General features: G+C 66.4%; 14 protein-coding genes and 1 tRNA gene. 9 read left to right on the forward strand and 6 right to left on the reverse strand.

What is annotated here, in order from left to right:
- The first annotated feature begins 44 nt into the window (after nt 1-44).
- Nucleotides 45-323 carry a DUF2312 domain-containing protein gene (locus EU800_RS00085; protein WP_129627045.1) on the forward strand — a complete coding sequence of 93 codons (279 nt, stop codon included), beginning with the start codon at nt 45-47 and terminating at the stop codon, nt 321-323.
- 181 nt (nt 324-504) lie between these two features.
- Here EU800_RS00085 and EU800_RS00090 read toward each other — a convergent pair whose 3' ends face one another.
- Entirely contained in the window at nt 505-717 is a 213-nt protein-coding gene (locus EU800_RS00090; RefSeq protein WP_129627048.1) for a hypothetical protein, read from the reverse strand.
- Between EU800_RS00090 and EU800_RS00095 the strand changes: the two genes are divergently transcribed.
- Nucleotides 691-766, forward strand: a tRNA-Thr gene (locus EU800_RS00095). The two genes, EU800_RS00090 and EU800_RS00095, sit on opposite strands and share 27 nt — an antisense overlap.
- A 217-nt stretch (nt 767-983) precedes the next feature.
- Nucleotides 984-2,852, forward strand: a complete 1,869-nt coding sequence (gene glsA, locus EU800_RS00100) for a glutaminase A (RefSeq protein WP_165354518.1) — start codon at nt 984-986, stop codon at nt 2,850-2,852.
- Here the strand turns inward: glsA and EU800_RS00105 are convergent.
- The gene (locus EU800_RS00105; RefSeq protein WP_129627054.1) at nt 2,831-5,098 is read right to left on the reverse strand and encodes a CHASE2 domain-containing protein; all 2,268 of its coding nucleotides are present in this window, start codon (nt 5,096-5,098) and stop codon (nt 2,831-2,833) included. The two genes, glsA and EU800_RS00105, sit on opposite strands and share 22 nt — an antisense overlap.
- A 6-nt stretch (nt 5,099-5,104) precedes the next feature.
- Nucleotides 5,105-6,199 carry a FecR domain-containing protein gene (locus EU800_RS00110; RefSeq protein WP_129627057.1) on the reverse strand — a complete coding sequence of 365 codons (1,095 nt, stop codon included), beginning with the start codon at nt 6,197-6,199 and terminating at the stop codon, nt 5,105-5,107.
- 612 nt (nt 6,200-6,811) lie between these two features.
- On the opposite strand from EU800_RS00110, the gene EU800_RS00115 reads away from it, so the two are divergent.
- The 6 genes from EU800_RS00115 to der all read left to right on the forward strand — a co-directional run bounded on the left by EU800_RS00115 (nt 6,812) and on the right by der (nt 13,296).
- Nucleotides 6,812-7,882, forward strand: coding sequence for a 4-hydroxythreonine-4-phosphate dehydrogenase PdxA (locus EU800_RS00115; RefSeq protein WP_129627060.1), 1,071 nt, complete (start codon nt 6,812-6,814; stop codon nt 7,880-7,882).
- Between the two features lie 31 nt (nt 7,883-7,913).
- On the forward strand, nt 7,914-8,585 hold the full coding sequence (locus EU800_RS00120) for a GntR family transcriptional regulator (protein WP_129627063.1): 672 nt from the start codon (nt 7,914-7,916) through the stop codon (nt 8,583-8,585).
- A gap of 208 nt (nt 8,586-8,793) precedes the next feature.
- The gene (locus tag EU800_RS00125) at nt 8,794-9,777 is read left to right on the forward strand and encodes a TRAP transporter substrate-binding protein (protein WP_129627066.1); all 984 of its coding nucleotides are present in this window, start codon (nt 8,794-8,796) and stop codon (nt 9,775-9,777) included.
- 58 nt (nt 9,778-9,835) lie between these two features.
- A complete protein-coding gene (locus EU800_RS00130) occupies nt 9,836-10,399 on the forward strand; it encodes a TRAP transporter small permease (RefSeq protein WP_129627069.1) in 564 nt (187 codons plus the stop codon).
- Nucleotides 10,396-11,676 (forward strand): TRAP transporter large permease, encoded by a 1,281-nt coding sequence (locus EU800_RS00135; RefSeq protein ID WP_129627072.1) that lies wholly within the window; start codon nt 10,396-10,398, stop codon nt 11,674-11,676. The genes EU800_RS00130 and EU800_RS00135 overlap by 4 nt, the downstream gene beginning before the upstream one ends.
- A gap of 165 nt (nt 11,677-11,841) precedes the next feature.
- Entirely contained in the window at nt 11,842-13,296 is a 1,455-nt protein-coding gene (gene der / locus EU800_RS00140) for a ribosome biogenesis GTPase Der (RefSeq protein ID WP_129627075.1), read from the forward strand.
- Nucleotides 13,297-13,320: 24 nt separating this feature from the next.
- Here the strand turns inward: der and serS are convergent, their stop codons facing one another.
- From serS to EU800_RS00155, 3 genes are all read right to left on the reverse strand, one after another.
- The gene (serS, locus tag EU800_RS00145; protein ID WP_129627078.1) at nt 13,321-14,613 is read right to left on the reverse strand and encodes a serine--tRNA ligase; all 1,293 of its coding nucleotides are present in this window, start codon (nt 14,611-14,613) and stop codon (nt 13,321-13,323) included.
- An 80-nt stretch (nt 14,614-14,693) separates the two neighbouring features.
- Entirely contained in the window at nt 14,694-15,377 is a 684-nt protein-coding gene (locus tag EU800_RS00150) for a DUF6639 family protein (RefSeq protein ID WP_129627081.1), read from the reverse strand.
- 102 nt (nt 15,378-15,479) lie between these two features.
- Nucleotides 15,480-16,130, reverse strand: a complete 651-nt coding sequence (locus tag EU800_RS00155; protein ID WP_165354519.1) for a serine protease — start codon at nt 16,128-16,130, stop codon at nt 15,480-15,482.
- Nucleotides 16,131-16,263: the final 133 nt, after the last annotated feature.

Consider the following 16,263-nt stretch of genomic DNA (forward strand, 5'->3'; position numbering starts at 1 on the left):
CGTGGCTCTCACCGACAGGAAAGATCAGCGACAGGGGCGCAGGCATGAGCGACGAGACGATCGAGACCGGGACCGCGGGCGAGGCGACCTACAAGGTGGCGGCGGGCGAGCTGCGGCAGTTCATCGAGCGGATGGAGCGGCTGGAGGCCGAGAAGAAGGACATCTCCGAGCAGCAGAAGGAGGTCATGGCCGAGGCCAAGGCACGCGGCTACGACACCAAGGTGATGCGCAAGGTAATCGCGCTCAGGAAGCGCGAGCCCGACGACATCGCCGAGGAAGAGGCGGTTCTGGAGATGTACAAGGAAGCGCTCGGGATGACCTGATCCCCGGCGACGTGGGCGCGAGTGCCTGTCGCCATCGACCCGGCTGCAGATCGTGCTGGACGGCAGTGGCGCTGCATGGGCCTTACAACGCATACGCTCCGCCAATGACGGGACCTGGCGCGCCGTCGGCGCGCCACCATCTCCCGGCGGCGGCCCCGATCCCCACCACTTGCCGCGCCGCTCAGGGAGTCAGAAAGCGCATGCTATCCATTGCGGCGGTCGCCGTGACATCGGCTTCGTAGCGCCCGGTCAGCCGAACGACGAGTTCTTCGGTCCAGCCAGGCAGGTCGACCTCCACTTGTTCTTGGCGCCGCGCCGCCGCCTTACCTCTTGCGCGGTGCCCCGCCGCGTCGTATTCCGCCGGAAAGCCCCTATAGCTCAGCTGGTAGAGCATCTGATTTGTAATCAGAGGGTCGGGAGTTCGAGTCTCTCTGGGGGCACCATTTTCACAGGATCGATGTCTGATTGCGCGAGAAAAGTTGCGTCTGCCGGCGGCGCGATGGCCGCCGGGCTTCGCTGTGATGAGCCCGAAGTTGCGCAGCGTCACCATTCCTGCCTAAAAAAACAGCAAACCCTGTCGAATGCGCCTGCGGGCGGTCGAGAGAGGTGTGTTGGCGCGCACGGTGCCTATAACGGTCGGGCATGACCAACGGCAGGACAATGACCTTCGATTCTCGCAACATGACCTATGGTCAGATCTCACCGGTCGAGGGCTATCTCCAGGACCTCTACGAATCCGTGGCCGCGATCCGGGACGGCGCCCTCGCCGACTACATTCCGGAGCTCGCCCGGGCCGATCCTGATGATCTTGCCATCACCGTCGCTACCGTCGACGGCGCGGTCTATTCGGTCGGCCGGGCGGACCGCGCCTTCACCATCCAGTCCGTCTCCAAGCCGTTCATGTTCGGCTACGCGCTGCAGGCGCACGGGCGCGACCGGGTGATGCAAAAGGTCGGTGTCGAGCCTACCGGCGATCCGTTCAATTCCATCCTTCTCGACGACCTCAACAACCGCCCCTTCAACCCGATGGTCAATGCCGGCGCGATCGCCATGACCGAGCTGTTGCAAGGTACGACGCCGGCGGAAAGGGAAGCGGCGCAGATGTCGTTCTTCAGCCGCTTCGCCGGCCGGACGCTGGAGATGGACGAGCGCGTCTACCGCTCCGAGAGCGAGACCGGCCACCGCAACCGCGCCATCGCCTACATGATGCTCAACTCGGGCATGATCGAGGGGCCGACCGAGGAGCTGCTCGACCTCTATTTCCGCCAATGCTCGATCCTCGTGACCGCGCGCGATCTTGCGGTGATGGCGGCGACTCTGGCAGCGCATGGCCGCAATCCGCTGAGCGGCGAGCAGGTGATCTCGCCGGGCAATGTCCGGGACGTGCTCTCGGTGATGGCGACTTGCGGGATGTACGACTATGCCGGCCAATGGATGTTCGATGTCGGTCTGCCCGCAAAGAGCGGCGTCTCGGGGGCGATCATCGCGGTGCTTCCCGGACAAATCGGCATGGCGGTCTATTCGCCGCTGGTGGACCGGGTCGGAAATTCGGTCCGCGGCATCGAGGTCTGCCGGCGTTTTACCCGGGATTTCAGCCTGCACGCCTATGTCGACCGGACCGATACCCGAAGCGTCGTCCGCCGAATCTATCGCGGCGGCGACGTGACCTCGAACCGCGTGCGGTCCCGCCGCGAGACCGACGTCATCCGGGACGGCGGCACGGCGATCGTGGTGGTCGAAGCGCAGGGGCCGCTGTTCTTCGGCACTGCCGAACAGCTGATCCGCCGCGCCGCGGATGCCGCCAATACCGGGGAAACCTGCCGGGTCGTCATTCTCGACCTCGAGCGGCTTTCCTATGCCGACAGGGCGGCGCGGGTGCTTCTGCGGCAGTTCGCGCATGAACTTGCGGCGCGGTCGACGCGGCTGGTCTTCACCGGGGTCGGAGCCAATCCCGACCTCGGGGATTTTTCCGACGCCTTCGCGGTGGAGATCGCCAAGGGGTCCTGCAGCTTCGTGGTGGACATCGATCGGGCGCTCGAGGCCGAGGAGAATGCGTTGCTGGCCGAGCACGGGCTGTCGCACGGCGCGGAGAAGCTGAGCCTTGCCGACATGGAGCTCTTTGAGGGGCTCGCGCGCGAGGATATCGCAGCGCTGGAATCGGTGGTTCTTACCTTCGAGTTCAAGGCGGGTGAGACGATCCTCCGGATCGGCGACATCGGCCAGGTCTTCTTCATCGTCGCCCGCGGGGCGGTCAGCATTACGCTCGGCGATCCGGACAAGCCCGCGCGGAGGATCGCATCCGTCGGACCCGGCCAGAGCTTCGGCGAGATGGCGCTGCTGGATGGCGGCCGCCGGTCGGCCAATGTGCGGGCGGATACGCCGGTGCTGGCCTATGGCCTCGCCGTGGAAGAGGTGCGCCGGCTGTCGGTGGATGGCCCGCAGATCCTCGAAACGATCCTGAGTAATATCGTGCGGTCGCTGTCGAACCGGCTGCGCGCGGCCAACGATCAGATCAACGCGCTGGAGTGAGTGGCGCCGGTGTGCGCCTCAAGGCGTTGGGCTTCGCCGGACGGCGGGCGGGACGGGCCGGTTTCCGTGAAATCCGCTGTCCGGTCGGGAATCGCGGAATAGAAGGCCCGCAATCCGGGCTCCACCGCCTCCGCCCGCTCGATGCAGCGCGCAATGGTTTCGGGATCGACTGGAACGCCCTGCCGGAGATCCTCCAGGAGCGTGGCGTGGCAATCCCGAAGCTTGGCGAAGGCCAGGCTTTCGGCGAGGTCCCTGTCGCCGACGACGAGATACAGATCCTGCCGCTCCGATACCCCCTTGAGCGCCGGTGCGCCGGCCTCGAGGGTCGCCAGGCGGCCGGCGATGGTGCGCGCGACGGCACCTGACACGACGATGTCGTAGTCGAGCCGGCGGCAGCTCTGCTCGATCCGGGCCGCGGCATTCACCGCGTCGCCGATCACCGTGTAGTTGAACCGCTCCCGCGAGCCTATATTGCCGACGCAGGCCATGCCGGTGGCGCAGCCGACCGCCATCCCGATCGGTGCAGCGCCGTCCCGGGCACGGCGCGCATTGAATTCGGCAAGGCGCGCCCGCATGCCGAGCGCTGCGCGAGCAGCCTGGAGGGGGTGGTCAGGGACGTTGAGCGGGGCGTTCCAGAAGGCCATCATCGCATCGCCGATGAACTTGTCGATTGTGCCCTTGGTCTTCAGGATCTCCGCGCCGTGCAGCGTGAAGAGATCGTTCAGGATCGCCACGAGATCCTGTGCGGGCAGGGACTCACTCAGGGGCGTGAAATTCCGGATGTCGGAGAAGAGGACCGTCACTTCGCGGTCTACACCGCCGAGATTGAGCGCATGCCCGCTGGTCTCGATCTCGCCCAGCACCTCCGGCGCGACATATTGCGCGAAGGAGCGGCGGATCCGGCGCTTGTCGCGGTCGACCACGAGGAACCGGTAGCCCACGAGGGTCGCAAAATTCGCGGCGCCGCCGAGCAGTGGGAAGGTTGCGTCGAAGAGCACTCCCTGGCTGCGAAACGCCAGCCAGCTCCCGCCGAGCACCAGCGCCGCCGCGAGGCCGCCGGAGACCAGCGTCAGGCTGGCGCCGCTGCGGGCCATCAGCAGCGTCACGACGAGGCCGAGCGCGACGAAGGTGAGAAGTTCGAGTCCGGCGACGAAATCCGAGCGCCGCAGCGCCTCGCCGAGCAGGATCTGCTCGACGATCTGGGCGTGGATCGAGACGCCGGGAACGGTCTCGCCCAGAGCGGTCGTGCGGGTGTCGAGCAAGCCGGCCGCGGAGGTGCCGACAAAGACGATCTGCCCTTCAACCGCGGCGCGGACCGCCGGGTCGTCACCGCCACGCAGGATGTCGACGGCCGGGACGTAGAGAGACGGGTCATCGTGGCGATAGCGCACCCAGATCTGGCCGCTGGTGTCGGTGGGAACCTGATAGGGGCCGATCCCGACCGATTGCACCGCGCCGGGGATGTCGGGGACGCCGTCGAGGAAATAGGTCGTCTCACCGAGTGCCAGCCGGAGCGCCTCGAGCGCCAGGGCGGGCAGGGGGCCGGAGGGTGCCTGCCAGAGGAGCGGCACCTGTCGGACGATCCCGGATTCGGTTCCGGGCGCGACATTGATGCCGCCGATCCCGGCCGCCGCGTCGCCGAGCGGCGGCGCCAGTGGTGTCGTCGCCGGCACCCGGATTAGCCCCAGCCCCGGCTGGTCGCCGATTTCCACCAGCCCGGATTTCGGCGGCAGGTCGGCCGCGCGCCCGTCTGCCCGCCGAGCCGCCACGCCGAGCACGACAGGCCGCCCGGCCATCGCCTCGGCGAACCGGATGTCGTTGTCGTATGGCGACAGGTCTGCGGCATCGCCGAGCGCCTCCGCCATCACCGGATCGCGCGCCAGCGCCGCCGGCGAGAAGCGGTCCGGCTCGGCAAAGAGGATGTCGAAGGCGACGACGGCTGCGCCCAACGCCTCAAGCCGGTCGAGCAGCCGGACGAATTCCGTCCGTGGCCAGGGAAACTGGCCGATCTCGGCCAGCGATGCTTCATCGATATCCACCACCCGCACCGGCAGGTCCGCAGGCGCGCGCGGCGCCAGTTGCTGGAGATAGTCGAAATAGGCCAAGCGAAGCGCCCGCAGGGGCGCGGGGTCGGCGGCGCGGAGCCCCACGCCGAACAGCAGCAGGGAGAGGCCAAGCAAGAGGACCGGGCGCTGCCAGCGCCCGCTCGCGCGCATCCGAAACCACGCCGGAAAGAGGCGCGTCACGACGGCTCAGCCCTTCCGGCCATTGCCGTTGCCCTTGCCCTTTCCGTTGTTGCCCGAGTTTCCACGCGTGTCGTTGTTTCGGCCTTTGCCGTTCTCGGCGCCGCGCCCCTTTCCGGTGCCGGAGCCGTCCTGGCCCTGGCTCACCTCATTGCCGCGGCCGACGCTCGGGCCGGAATCGCCGCTCTGGCCCGGGTAGCGATCACTCGCCGGCTCCGGAGCAGGCCGGTCGGGTTCGGGCGCTGGCGGTTCCGGGCTGAAATCGGCCTTGGCCGCGCGTTCCGGCTCGGGTGCTGCCTGACGTTCGGGGGGCGCGCGCCTTTCGGGCTGGCGTTCGGGTTCGGGCGCGCGTTCGACGGGAGGCGCCGAGATCGGTGTGATCGGCGTCGCCGTGGCGGGTCGCGCCTCACCCCGCTGAACCTGCGGGAAATAACGGTCGCCACAGGCGCTGCCGCTTGCCCGGAAATCCGGCCGGAGACGGCCGGGCGCGCGGACAAAGGGGAAGCCCGACTTGACGAGCGACTGGAGATCGCGTTGCGAGCCGGGCGCAGTCACCGCAGAACCGCGCTTGGTCTGCGCGACGGAACAGGCGCCAACGACGACGGCGCAGTTTTCCGTCCCGCACATCCGGACCTGGCCGGAGAACATCATGATCGAGGTCGTTCTCCGGCGGTCGACATTGATGTCGAACTCGGTTCCGCGGATCCCCATCGTGGCCGACGGCGTCCGCACCGCGTAGGCGCTCTTTGCGCTCTTGCCGGAGATGAAGCGGATACTGCCGGAGACCGCGCTCACGGTGAAGCGGCTTGCGCGGCTGGAATTGCGCATGAGCACCTGGTCGATGACGAGGCGCGAGTTCGGTCCGACGGCGATTCTCGTGTCGTCCGCGAAGACGATCTGCACCTGGCCGTTGCGGTCCGTGCGGACCGTGTCGCCCTGCTGCAATCCCATGCCTGCCTGAAGCGTCGCACGCCTGCCGCCGGTCTCGAGCGTCGCGCCCGGCGTGACGGAAATGGCGGTGCCGATCCCCGTGGCCGCAATGCCCGGCCGAGCGAATAGTACCAATGTCAGGGCGAGAAACGCCCAGCAGAAAAAACTCTTCATTTTGCCCCCAAGCAAGGACCCGGGAACAAAACTCGCGCGTTCCTTGGGACGGGCCCTTGGGTCGGGACGAAATCGACGCCCGACCCATTCCGGACATCTTGATTGACGAAAGGTAAATTTGCAAGGATTTCAAGCGATCCTTGTCCAGCGCCGTTGCTGGAGCGGGGAGATCCCGCCGGTCCCGCGCGCAGTAGCCAGGGCCGAGCCACGATCGCCAGTGGTGCCAATGTTGATCCCCATCGGCATCTTCTTTCATCCCCACTCCGTCCGACCACCTGCCGGGACGGTGCCGATCAGGGCGGCCGGGAAGGACTCCCTTGGCCCAAGAGGCACGGTGGCGCGGGTCGGTGGTGGGGCGGAAGAGAGCCCGTGCGATCGGCCACGTGATCGGCGTCGATTTCGGGGGTTGCGGCGGCACATGAAGTATGCTGTATACAGAACGCAGGTTGCTGGGAGGACAGCCGCGCGGACCAGACTATGGGCCGCGACATTTCAGAAAGGGCCGTTTGTGCCCGCTGAAAGCTGCTTCTTCTCCTCCTTGATGACCTTGGCGAGACGTTTCGGCGCACTGCGTCGGACCGTATCGCCGGGGCGAGAACGGAAGATGGCGTGATGAGCAAGTTCAGAGTGGCAATGGCGATCGGCGACGCGGGCGGGATCAGCGCCGAGCTGGCGGCGAAGGTGATCGCCGATTCCGAGGCGAACGAGGGCGATCTCGTCGTGCTTGGCGACCGGCGGCTGCTGGAGCGCGGTGCGGCGGAGGCCGGCGTCACGCTCGACCTCCCGGTGCTCACCGTCGATGCCGTCGACGCCCGGCTGCCCGAGGGCAGTTTCCTGATCGACATGGGCAATTGCGACCCCACCGATGTGCCGGTCGGCGAGTCGAGCGTCGCGGCCGGGCTGGCGGCGGTGCAGAATTTCCGCACCGCGCTGCTGCTTGCGGATGCCGGCCACGCCGATCTGGTCTTCTTCACGCCCTTCAACAAGCACGGGATGCGCCTTGCCCAGCCCGACTATGTCGACGAGATCGGTTTCGTGAACGCGACGATCCACCCCGCCGAGAGCGGGCGCGAATTCAACGTCCTGGACGAGGTTTGGAACGCCCGCGTGACTTCCCATATCCCGCTGCGCGCGGTGGCCGACACACTGTCCGAGGAACGGATCTTCGACAGTTTGCGCCTGACCGACAAAGTGATGCGCGGGGCCGGGTTCGAACGGCCGCGGATCGGTGTGGCGGCGCTCAACCCGCATGCCGGCGACGGGCGCAATTTCGGCACCGAGGACGAAGACATCCTGCAACCCGCTATCGACCGTGCCCGGGCGCTGCAGATGGCCGTCGACGGGCCGGTCCCGTCCGACACGGTGTTCGTGCGCGCGATCAAGGGCGAATTCGACGCAGTGCTGACGATGTATCACGACCAGGGCCAGATCGCGATGAAGCTGCTCGGCTTCGACCGTGGCGTGACGCTGATTGCCAATTACGCTTTTCCGATCGTGACCCCGGCGCATGGCACGGCCTATGACATCGCAGGGCAGGGCAAGGCCGATTTCGGCGCCACCCGCAACGCGGTGATGCTGGGCCGGAAGCTGGCACGCCTCGAGCCGCGCCAGAAGGCTGAGCGGCCGGCGCCGGTCTCCGAATTGATCGGGCGGGCGCTCGACCGGGAGGCAGTCTGGCAATGAGCACTCGCGGACAGACCGAAGGGAGGTGCGCATGATCTCCCCCGTGCCGGCCCCGAACCGGATCGAGCGGCAATCGCTGCACGAGGAAATCCTGACGCGACTGCGGGACAGGATCATCGAGGGCGACCTGGCGCCCGGCATGCGGCTCAACGAGGGCCAGATCGGCGCCGAACTCGGCGTCTCGCGCACGCCGCTGCGCGAAGCGATCAAGTATCTCGCGAGCGAGGGACTCGTCGAGCTGGTTCCGACCCGCGGCGCGGTGGTGAAGAAGTTCTCCGCCAAGGAGGTGCGCGACATGCTGGAGGTGATCCGCACTCTCGAGCAGACAGCCGCCCTCCGCGCCTGTGAGATCGCGTCCGACGACAGTATCGCCGCGATCCGCGCGCTTCATGACGAGATGCAGGCGGCCTACGAGCGCGGGGACCGGATGCGCTACTACAAGCTCAACCAGGAGATCCACACGCGATTGGTGGCCCTTGCCGAGAACGGCGCGCTCTCGGATGTCCATACCGTGCTCCAGACCCGGCTGAAGCGCATCCGCTATGTCGGCCACGAGGGGCCGGAGAAATGGGCCAGCGCCATCGGCGAGCATGTCGAGATGATCGAGGCGCTGGAGGCGCGTGATGCGGCGCGGCTTTCGGAGGTCGTCGGGCGACATCTGACGGAGGCGTGGGAGCGGGTCAGGGAGTCGCTCGAAAGCTGATCTGCTGGCGCCGCTCGCGGCCGCGGCAAAAACAGGACTGCGCATGCACCCCGGCTCCGTCGGCGGTGCGGAAGGAGAGGAACTCGATGGACGATCTCAGGATCATGCCATCCGAAAAAACGACCGGGCCGGGTTCAGCCGGTTTCCTAACGTGGAACGTAGAGACCAGCCCGGTCATTTGGCAAAGCTCAACCAAGGAGGAGACATCATGAGCTACGTAACCAGGGGCCTGACCACGGCCATCCTCGCCGCGACCGTGTCCGTCGCAGCAATCTCCGTCTCGGCCGACACCTATGTCGTCGCAGTCGGGTCGGCTTCGAACAGCCTTCAGGGCCGGTCTGCCGCGAAATTCGCCGAGGACCTTCAGGCCAAGCTGGGCGACGCCCACACCGTCGAATTCTACGCCGACGGCCAACTTGGCGACGACAAGGAGCTGATGCAGAAGATCCGCCTCGGCACGGTCAACTTCACGCTGATCTCATCAATCATGACCAACGTGGCGCCGGAATTTGCGTTGTTCGACATGCCGTTCCTGGTGAAGGATCGCGAGCATCTCAAGGCGATCGACAAGGAAATCATCCAGCCGGTCATGGCGCCGCTGGCCGCCGAACAAGGGCTGAAACTGATCTCCACCTGGGAGAACGGCTTCCGGCAGATCACCAACAACATCCGTCCGATCAACACGCCCGAGGATCTCGACGGGCTGAAGATCCGCACGCCCTCGTCCGAGTGGCGGGTGATGATGTTCAAGGAATGGGGCGCCAACCCGACGCCGATGGCCTTCTCGGAGGTCTTCGTGGCGCTTCAGACCGGCACCATGGACGGCCAGGAGAACCCGCTCACCAACATCACCGGAGCCAATTTCCAGGAGGTGCAGAAGTATCTCTCCATGACCGGCCACGTCTATTCGCCGATCTACCTTCTGACTTCCTTGAAGTCCTGGGACGGCTACCCTGATGACGTCAAGGCCGCCATCGAGGAGGTCGCTGCCGAGGTTCAGGACTGGGCGCTTGCCGAGGGCGAAAAGGCCGACATGGAGCTGGTCGCCAAGGTCGAAGCGGCCGGTGTGGCAGTCAACGAAGCCGACAAGGACGCTTTCATCGCGGCCTCCGGACCGATCTACGAGGCCTTCGCGACCAAGGTCGAGGGCGGCGCAGACCTGGTGAAACAGGCGCAGGCCCTGGCCAAGTAACCCGCCAATCCCATGCCGCCGGCCGGCGCATCGGCCGGCGGCTTTTCGGAAAGACAAGATGCTCGATTTCGTCGAAAAGGCCCTGTTGCGGCTTATCGAGGGTATCAGCCTCGCGCTCCTCGTGACGCTTGCCCTCGCCGTCCTCTATTCCACCACTATGCGCTATCTTGGCGCCTCGCCCTCCTGGTATGACGAGATCGCCAGCGTGCTGCTTGCCTGGCTGACTTATTTCGGCGCGAGCTATGCCGTTTTCATGCGCCAGCATATGGGTTTCTCGGGCCTTGTCGTCGCCCTGCCGCGCGGCTTTGCCATCGGGCTCGCGCTCTTCGCCGAGCTTCTGGTGATCGCCTATTTCGCCATCACCGGCTGGTTCGGCTACAAGGTTCTGGAAGTGGCGGCCTGGGACTCGCTTCTGAGCCTTCCCTCTGTCTCGCTCGACATCGTGCAGTCGGTGATCCCGATCACCGCGGCGCTGATGATTGCCGGCACGCTGCTGACCATGCCGCGCGTGCTGCGCTACGCGGCCGAGGGGGTCGACCGCGAGCATGTCGAAATCGAACAAGCCATCGCCGATGCCGAAGCCGGCAAGGATGCGCATTCCAAGCGGGAGGGACGCCCGTGATCCTGCTTCTCACCACCGTGGTCCTGATCACACTCATCATGATCAACGTGCCGATCGCCGTGGCCATCGGCATCACCGCCATCGGCGGCTTCGCCTTCACCACCGGTACGGCGCAGCTCTACGACATGGCGATCGCGCTCTATACCGGCGCGACCTCCTTTCCGCTCATCGCCATCCCGCTCTTCATCCTCGCCGGCAACCTGATGAACACCTCCGGCATATCGGTCCGGCTCATCAACTTCATCACGGCGTTGATCGGCTTCGTCCGCGGCGGGCTCGGCATGGTCAATATCGGCGTTTCGATGGTCTTCGCCGAGATCTCCGGCTCGGCGGTGGCCGACGTGGCCGCCACCGGCACCGTGCTGATCCCGGAGATGAAGCGGCGCGGATACTCGCGCACGCTCGCCGCTGCGATCACCTCCTCCTCGGCCTCGCTCGCCATCATCATCCCGCCCTCGATCGCGATGATCCTCTATGGCGCGATCTCCGAGACCTCGGTGCTCACGCTCTTCGTCGCCGGCATCGTGCCGGGCTTCCTCGGCGGCGGGCTGCTCATGGTTGTGACCTACATTCTCGCAGTGCGCTACGACTTGCCGCGCGCCGAAGGCTTCGACCTCTGCAATATCGCCCGCACCTTCCGCGAAGCCTTCTGGGCGCTGACGCTGCCGGTCATCATCCTCGGCGGCATCCTGACGGGCATCGTCACCGCGACGGAGGCCGCCGGCCTCGCCGTCTTCGCCGCCTTCTTCATCGGTACCTTCATCTACCGCGAGTTGGACCTCGCGCATCTGCGCCGCGCCATGCTCGAGGGCATCAGCCAGACCGGCGTTGTGATGCTGCTGGTGGCGACCTCCGCCGCGCTCGGCCTGTTCCTGACCCAGGCGCAGGTGCCGCAGACGCTCGCGCGGCAGATCACCGAGTTCACTACCAACCCGCTTGTGGTGCTCGCGCTGCTGAATGTGCTGCTGCTGGTGCTCGGCATGTTCCTGCACGGCGCGGCGGCGATCATCCTCGTGGTGCCGGTCGTGATGCCGCTGGTCCACGCCGTGGGCATCGACCCGGTGCATTTCGGTATCATGCTGACGCTGAACCTCGCCATCGGCCAGCAGACGCCGCCGGTGGCCTCGGTGCTCATCACCTCCTGCTCGATCGCCAAGTCCGGCATCTGGGAGACTTCGCGGACGAATCTGCCCTTCATCGGCGTCCTCGCCTTCATCCTCTTGCTGGTGACCTACGTGCCGTCCGTGTCGCTGACGCTGACCCAACTGGTGAACTGAAGCACGGCGGTAACGCGCGACGAGGCGGCCCAGGCCAGCCCCGTCGCGCGCCATGGTGGCGGCGTCATCCGCAACGCCACATCGGCCGGAAGACCCCTTCAATGCCGGTGCGAAACCGTCTAAGGAAGCGGATCTGACCCCCGAGTCTTCCAAACCGAGCGCAAGATGAGCTTCACCCTGGCCCTCGTCGGCCGCCCCAATGTCGGCAAGTCGACCCTGTTCAACCGCCTTGTCGGCCGCCGTCTGGCGCTGGTCGACGACCAGCCGGGCGTGACCCGCGACCTGCGCGAGGGCGAGGCGCGGCTCGGAGATCTTCGCTTCACGGTGATCGACACCGCCGGGCTCGAGGAGGCGAAGGACGAGAGCCTGCAAGGCCGGATGCGCCGGCTCACCGAGCGGGCCGTCGAGATGGCGGATATCTGTCTTTTCATGCTCGACGCCCGCGCGGGCGTGACGCCGGCCGACGAGGTGTTCGCCGAGATCCTGCGCCGCAAATCGGCCCATGTTCTGCTCGCCGCGAACAAGGCGGAGAGCAACGCCAGCGACGCGGGCGTGCTGGAAGCCTATGCGCTCGGCCTCGGAGAACCGATCCGGATTTCGGCCGAGCATGGTGAGGGGATGGCTGATCTCCACGCCGCGCTGATGCCCCTCGCGGACGGGTTCGCGGAACGCGCCGAAGCCGAGGCGCCCGAGACTGACATCGCGCTCGATGAGACCGGCGAGGCCGCCGCGCCGGTGCCGGAGAAGCCGCTGCAGGTCGCCGTGGTCGGCCGCCCCAATGCCGGAAAATCGACGCTGATCAACAAGATCATCGGCGAGGACCGGCTCCTGACCGGCCCCGAGGCCGGCATCACCCGCGACGCCATCTCGCTTCCGGTAGAGTGGAATGGTACGAAGATGCGCCTCTTCGACACGGCGGGCATGCGCAAGAAGGCCCGGGTACAGGAGAAGCTGGAGAAACTCTCGGTATCGGACGGGTTGCGCGCGGTGAAATTCGCCGAAGTGGTCGTGGTGCTGCTCGACGTGGAGATCCCCTTCGAACAGCAGGACCTGCGCATCGCCGATCTTGCCGAGCGCGAGGGCAGGGCGGTTGTGGTCGCAGTCAACAAGTGGGATCTCGAGGACGAGAAACAGGGCAAGCTCGCGGAGCTGAAGGAGGCGTTTGACCGGCTCCTGCCGCAGCTCCGCGGGGCGCCGCTCATTACCGTCTCGGCAAAGACGGGCCGTGGCCTCGACCGGCTGCATGACGCGATTGTCCGCGCGGCCGAGGTTTGGAACCGCCGGGTGCCCACGGCCAAGCTCAACCTCTGGCTCGCCGGCATGCTCGAAGCGCACCCGCCGCCCGCGCCCGGCGGCCGGCGGATCAAGCTGCGTTACATGACCCAGGTGAAGACCCGGCCGCCTGCTTTCGTGGCCATGGCGAGCTTTCCCGAGAAACTGCCTGACAGCTACAAGAGATACCTTATCAATGGGTTGCGGGATGATTTTGACATGCCGGGGACGCCGATCCGGCTGACCTTCCGGAGCCAGTCGGACAAGAATCCCTACAAGGACCGCAAGAAGTCCACGCCCTCGCGGCTTCGCAAGCACCAGGGCAAGGGGCGGGCCGACGAGCGCTGACGCGCCGGCCCCGCCGGGCAGCCCTCAGACCAGAACGCCCTCGGCTGTGATCCGCGACTTGCCACCGAGCCAGGGCGCGAGCGCCTCGGGTAGGTCCACCGAGCCGTCCTCCTGCTGACCGTTCTCCAGCACCGCGATCAGGCAGCGGCCGACGGCGAGGCCGGAGCCGTTCAGCGTATGGACGAATTCCGGTTTGCCGCCGCCTTCGGGACGGAACCGGGCGTTCATCCGCCGGGCCTGGAAATCACCGCAGACCGAGACCGAGGAGATCTCGCGATAAGTTCCCTGACCGGGCAGCCAAACCTCGATGTCATGCGTCTTCTGCGCGCCGAAGCCCATGTCGCCGGTACAGAGCACGATGGTGCGATAGGGAAGGCCGAGCTTTTCGAGGATCGCCTCGGCGCAGCGCGTCATCCGTTCGTGCTCCTCGAGGCTTTTGTCGGGATGGGTGACGGAAACCATCTCCACCTTCTCGAACTGGTGCTGGCGCAGCATACCGGAAGTGTCCTTGCCCGCGCTGCCGGCCTCCGAGCGGAAGCAGAGCGAATGCGCGGTGTAGCGGCGGGGCAGGTAGCTCTCCTCGATGATCACGCCGTTGACGATATTGGTCAGCGTGACCTCCGAGGTCGGGATCAGCCACCAGCCCTCGCGCAGGAGATAGGAATCCTCGCCGAATTTCGGCAGCTGCCCGGTGCCGTACATCATCTCCTCGCGCACCATGACCGGGCCGTTGACCTCGGTCAGGCCGTGTTCGGTGGTGTGGGTATCGAGCATGAACTGCGCCAGCGCCCGGTGGACGCGCGCCACTGCGCCCGACATCAGCACGAACCGGGAGCCGGCGAGCTTCGCCGCGGTCTCGAAGTCCATGCCGTCCTGCACCGCACTCAGTTCGAAATGCTCCTTTGGCGCGAAATCGAAGTCGCGCGGGGTGCCCCAGCGGCGGAGTTCGACATTATCGGTCTCGTCCGCGCCGTCGGGAACCTCGTCGAGCGGCATGTTGGGCAGGCTGGCCAGCATCTCCTGAAGGCGGGCGTCTTCGTCTTTAGCCAGTGCTTCCAGTTCGGCAATCTCTGTCTTCCTTTTCGAGATGCCTTCTCGGATGGCGTTGAATGCGTCTTCGTCGCCACTCTTCTTTGCTGCTCCGGCCTGTTTGCTCAGAGCGTTCATTTGGGCCTTGGCGTTTTCGGCCGTATGGATCGCCAGTCGCCGAGCGTTGTCGACCGCAAGTATCCCGGACGAGACCGCCTCGAGGCCCAGCCGCGCCATCGCGGCGTCGAATTCTGCGGGGTTCTCGCGGATGTAGCGGATGTCGTGCATCGGGTCTCTCCTTCGGGCCCTTGTCGGTCTCGAGCCGCCTCTTGCCGCAAAGCGGCGCGGGAGGGAAGGGCCAACCGGATCTAGTTGAGGAGCTCGAAGGAGAAGCTGCCGTCCAGAATGCCTTCAATCGGGGCGCAGTCGCGGTCCACGTGGTAGAGATAGCTCTGCGCGGCGAACCGGCGCGGCGCTATCGCGTAAAGGAAGATGTCGATAGTCTCCGCTGAAACCGGTGGCTCGACCCCGACTTTTTCCAGCAGCATCTCGCGGACCTCCGGGGCCATCGCGGCCACTTCCAGAGCGTTGGCGACGTATTCATGGTCGACGGGAGGAACCTGCCGTCCGGCGAGGGCCTGATGTAGCGCGGCATGCGCGAACTCATGGGTCAGCAGCGCACGAAACACGACGTCCGCGGGCAGCGCCGCGTAGGCACCGCTGTCGCTCAGATGGTCGCGTAGGCGCTCTGGCTCGAGGATCCGTATCAGCCCCGCGCTCGAATCAAACGTTGCGAGACTGAGGCCCATGGTCACAGCAGGCGCCTCGATGGTCACGATATCGAGCGGTCCTTCCTGTGGCAGCCCGCAGACCGATGTCGCCCGGCGGGCCTCGACCGCGGCAGCGCAGATCCTTTCATGCGTCGCGGAATCCCGGGCCTCGACCCTAAAGAGCGGGTCGACACAGGGCAGAGGTTCCCCGGTGGCGCAGACCGCCGTCGCGGCAATAGCCGAGACGAGGATGACGAGGTGGTGCACGCGGTGAAGGATCATGGTTCATGTCCTCCGGATGCAGCCAGTTGGCGCAGGCCCAAGTATACACCTTACGCCCGCGCCCGTCCTTGAGATGGATCGAGTCAGGGAGTGGGTCGGCTCCTAGTAAGCGGGTTTCGCCGGAATCGGACCGGGGGCGACCAGCGCCGCGAGGCTGGCAATCCTACCGCCCCTCGACGCCCGTGCCGCCACCAGCGCTACCACGCGCCAGCCATCCGGCCCCGCCGCAAGCACCGGCGCGCCGGAACTGCCCTCCATCACCGGGCAATCCAGCCCGAGAACGCCGGCGTCGCGCCAGCGGATCGCGCATCCCTGCTGGCGCGAGAGCGCGTGCGGCCGGTCACGCCGATAGCCGATGATGGTCAGCGGCCCCGGATCGGCCGGAAGATCCGCAAGCGGCACTGGTGTTGCCTCCGCCGCGACGATCGGCGTGTCGAGCCTGAGGAACGCGACGTCGTAGACGACACGCTCCGCCAGCGGCGGCAGGGAAGGTGCGTAGTCCGGGTGAAAGATGATCTCGGCCGCCTGCCGGTGTGCGGCGAAGGCCCCGCCTCGCCAGCCGGCGACGAAATGCACGTCCACCGGCCGCGCCGCGTGTCCGTCCGGGCGGAACAGGCAATGCGCCGCAGTGAGCACCAGGTCCGGTGCAACCAGCGTCCCCGAACACATGCTGCGCCGCTTCAGACCGGCGATGTTGACCCGCCCGACGGCGTTCCAGGTGGCCTGTTCCGCCTCTGGCAAAAGTGTCGGCACGCCAGGCTGCTGGGCGGACGCCGCCGCGGCCAGCAAAAGCGTGGCGGCAAGGCCCCCCGCCCAACTTCTTCTTTTGAGAGATATCCTCTGGGGGAGCCTACGCCTGCGTAGGAGGGGGCCAGACAGCCCCCGT

Origin of the sequence: Tropicimonas sp. IMCC6043 (assembly GCF_004146235.1) — a bacterium.
GTDB lineage: Bacteria > Pseudomonadota > Alphaproteobacteria > Rhodobacterales > Rhodobacteraceae > Tropicimonas.

Coding starts and splice junctions, on each gene's coding strand:
- EU800_RS00115 (WP_129627060.1), top strand. CDS start 6,812: ATGAGCAAGTTCAGAGTGGCAATGGCGATCGGCGACGCGGGCGGGATC.
- der (WP_129627075.1), top strand. CDS start 11,842: ATGAGCTTCACCCTGGCCCTCGTCGGCCGCCCCAATGTCGGCAAGTCG.
- EU800_RS00085 (WP_129627045.1), top strand. CDS start 45: ATGAGCGACGAGACGATCGAGACCGGGACCGCGGGCGAGGCGACCTAC.
- EU800_RS00090 (WP_129627048.1), bottom strand. CDS start 717: ATGCTCTACCAGCTGAGCTATAGGGGCTTTCCGGCGGAATACGACGCG.
- serS (WP_129627078.1), bottom strand. CDS start 14,613: ATGCACGACATCCGCTACATCCGCGAGAACCCCGCAGAATTCGACGCC.
- EU800_RS00125 (WP_129627066.1), top strand. CDS start 8,794: ATGAGCTACGTAACCAGGGGCCTGACCACGGCCATCCTCGCCGCGACC.
- glsA (WP_165354518.1), top strand. CDS start 984: ATGACCTTCGATTCTCGCAACATGACCTATGGTCAGATCTCACCGGTC.
- EU800_RS00110 (WP_129627057.1), bottom strand. CDS start 6,199: ATGAAGAGTTTTTTCTGCTGGGCGTTTCTCGCCCTGACATTGGTACTA.
- EU800_RS00130 (WP_129627069.1), top strand. CDS start 9,836: ATGCTCGATTTCGTCGAAAAGGCCCTGTTGCGGCTTATCGAGGGTATC.
- EU800_RS00120 (WP_129627063.1), top strand. CDS start 7,914: ATGATCTCCCCCGTGCCGGCCCCGAACCGGATCGAGCGGCAATCGCTG.
- EU800_RS00150 (WP_129627081.1), bottom strand. CDS start 15,377: ATGATCCTTCACCGCGTGCACCACCTCGTCATCCTCGTCTCGGCTATT.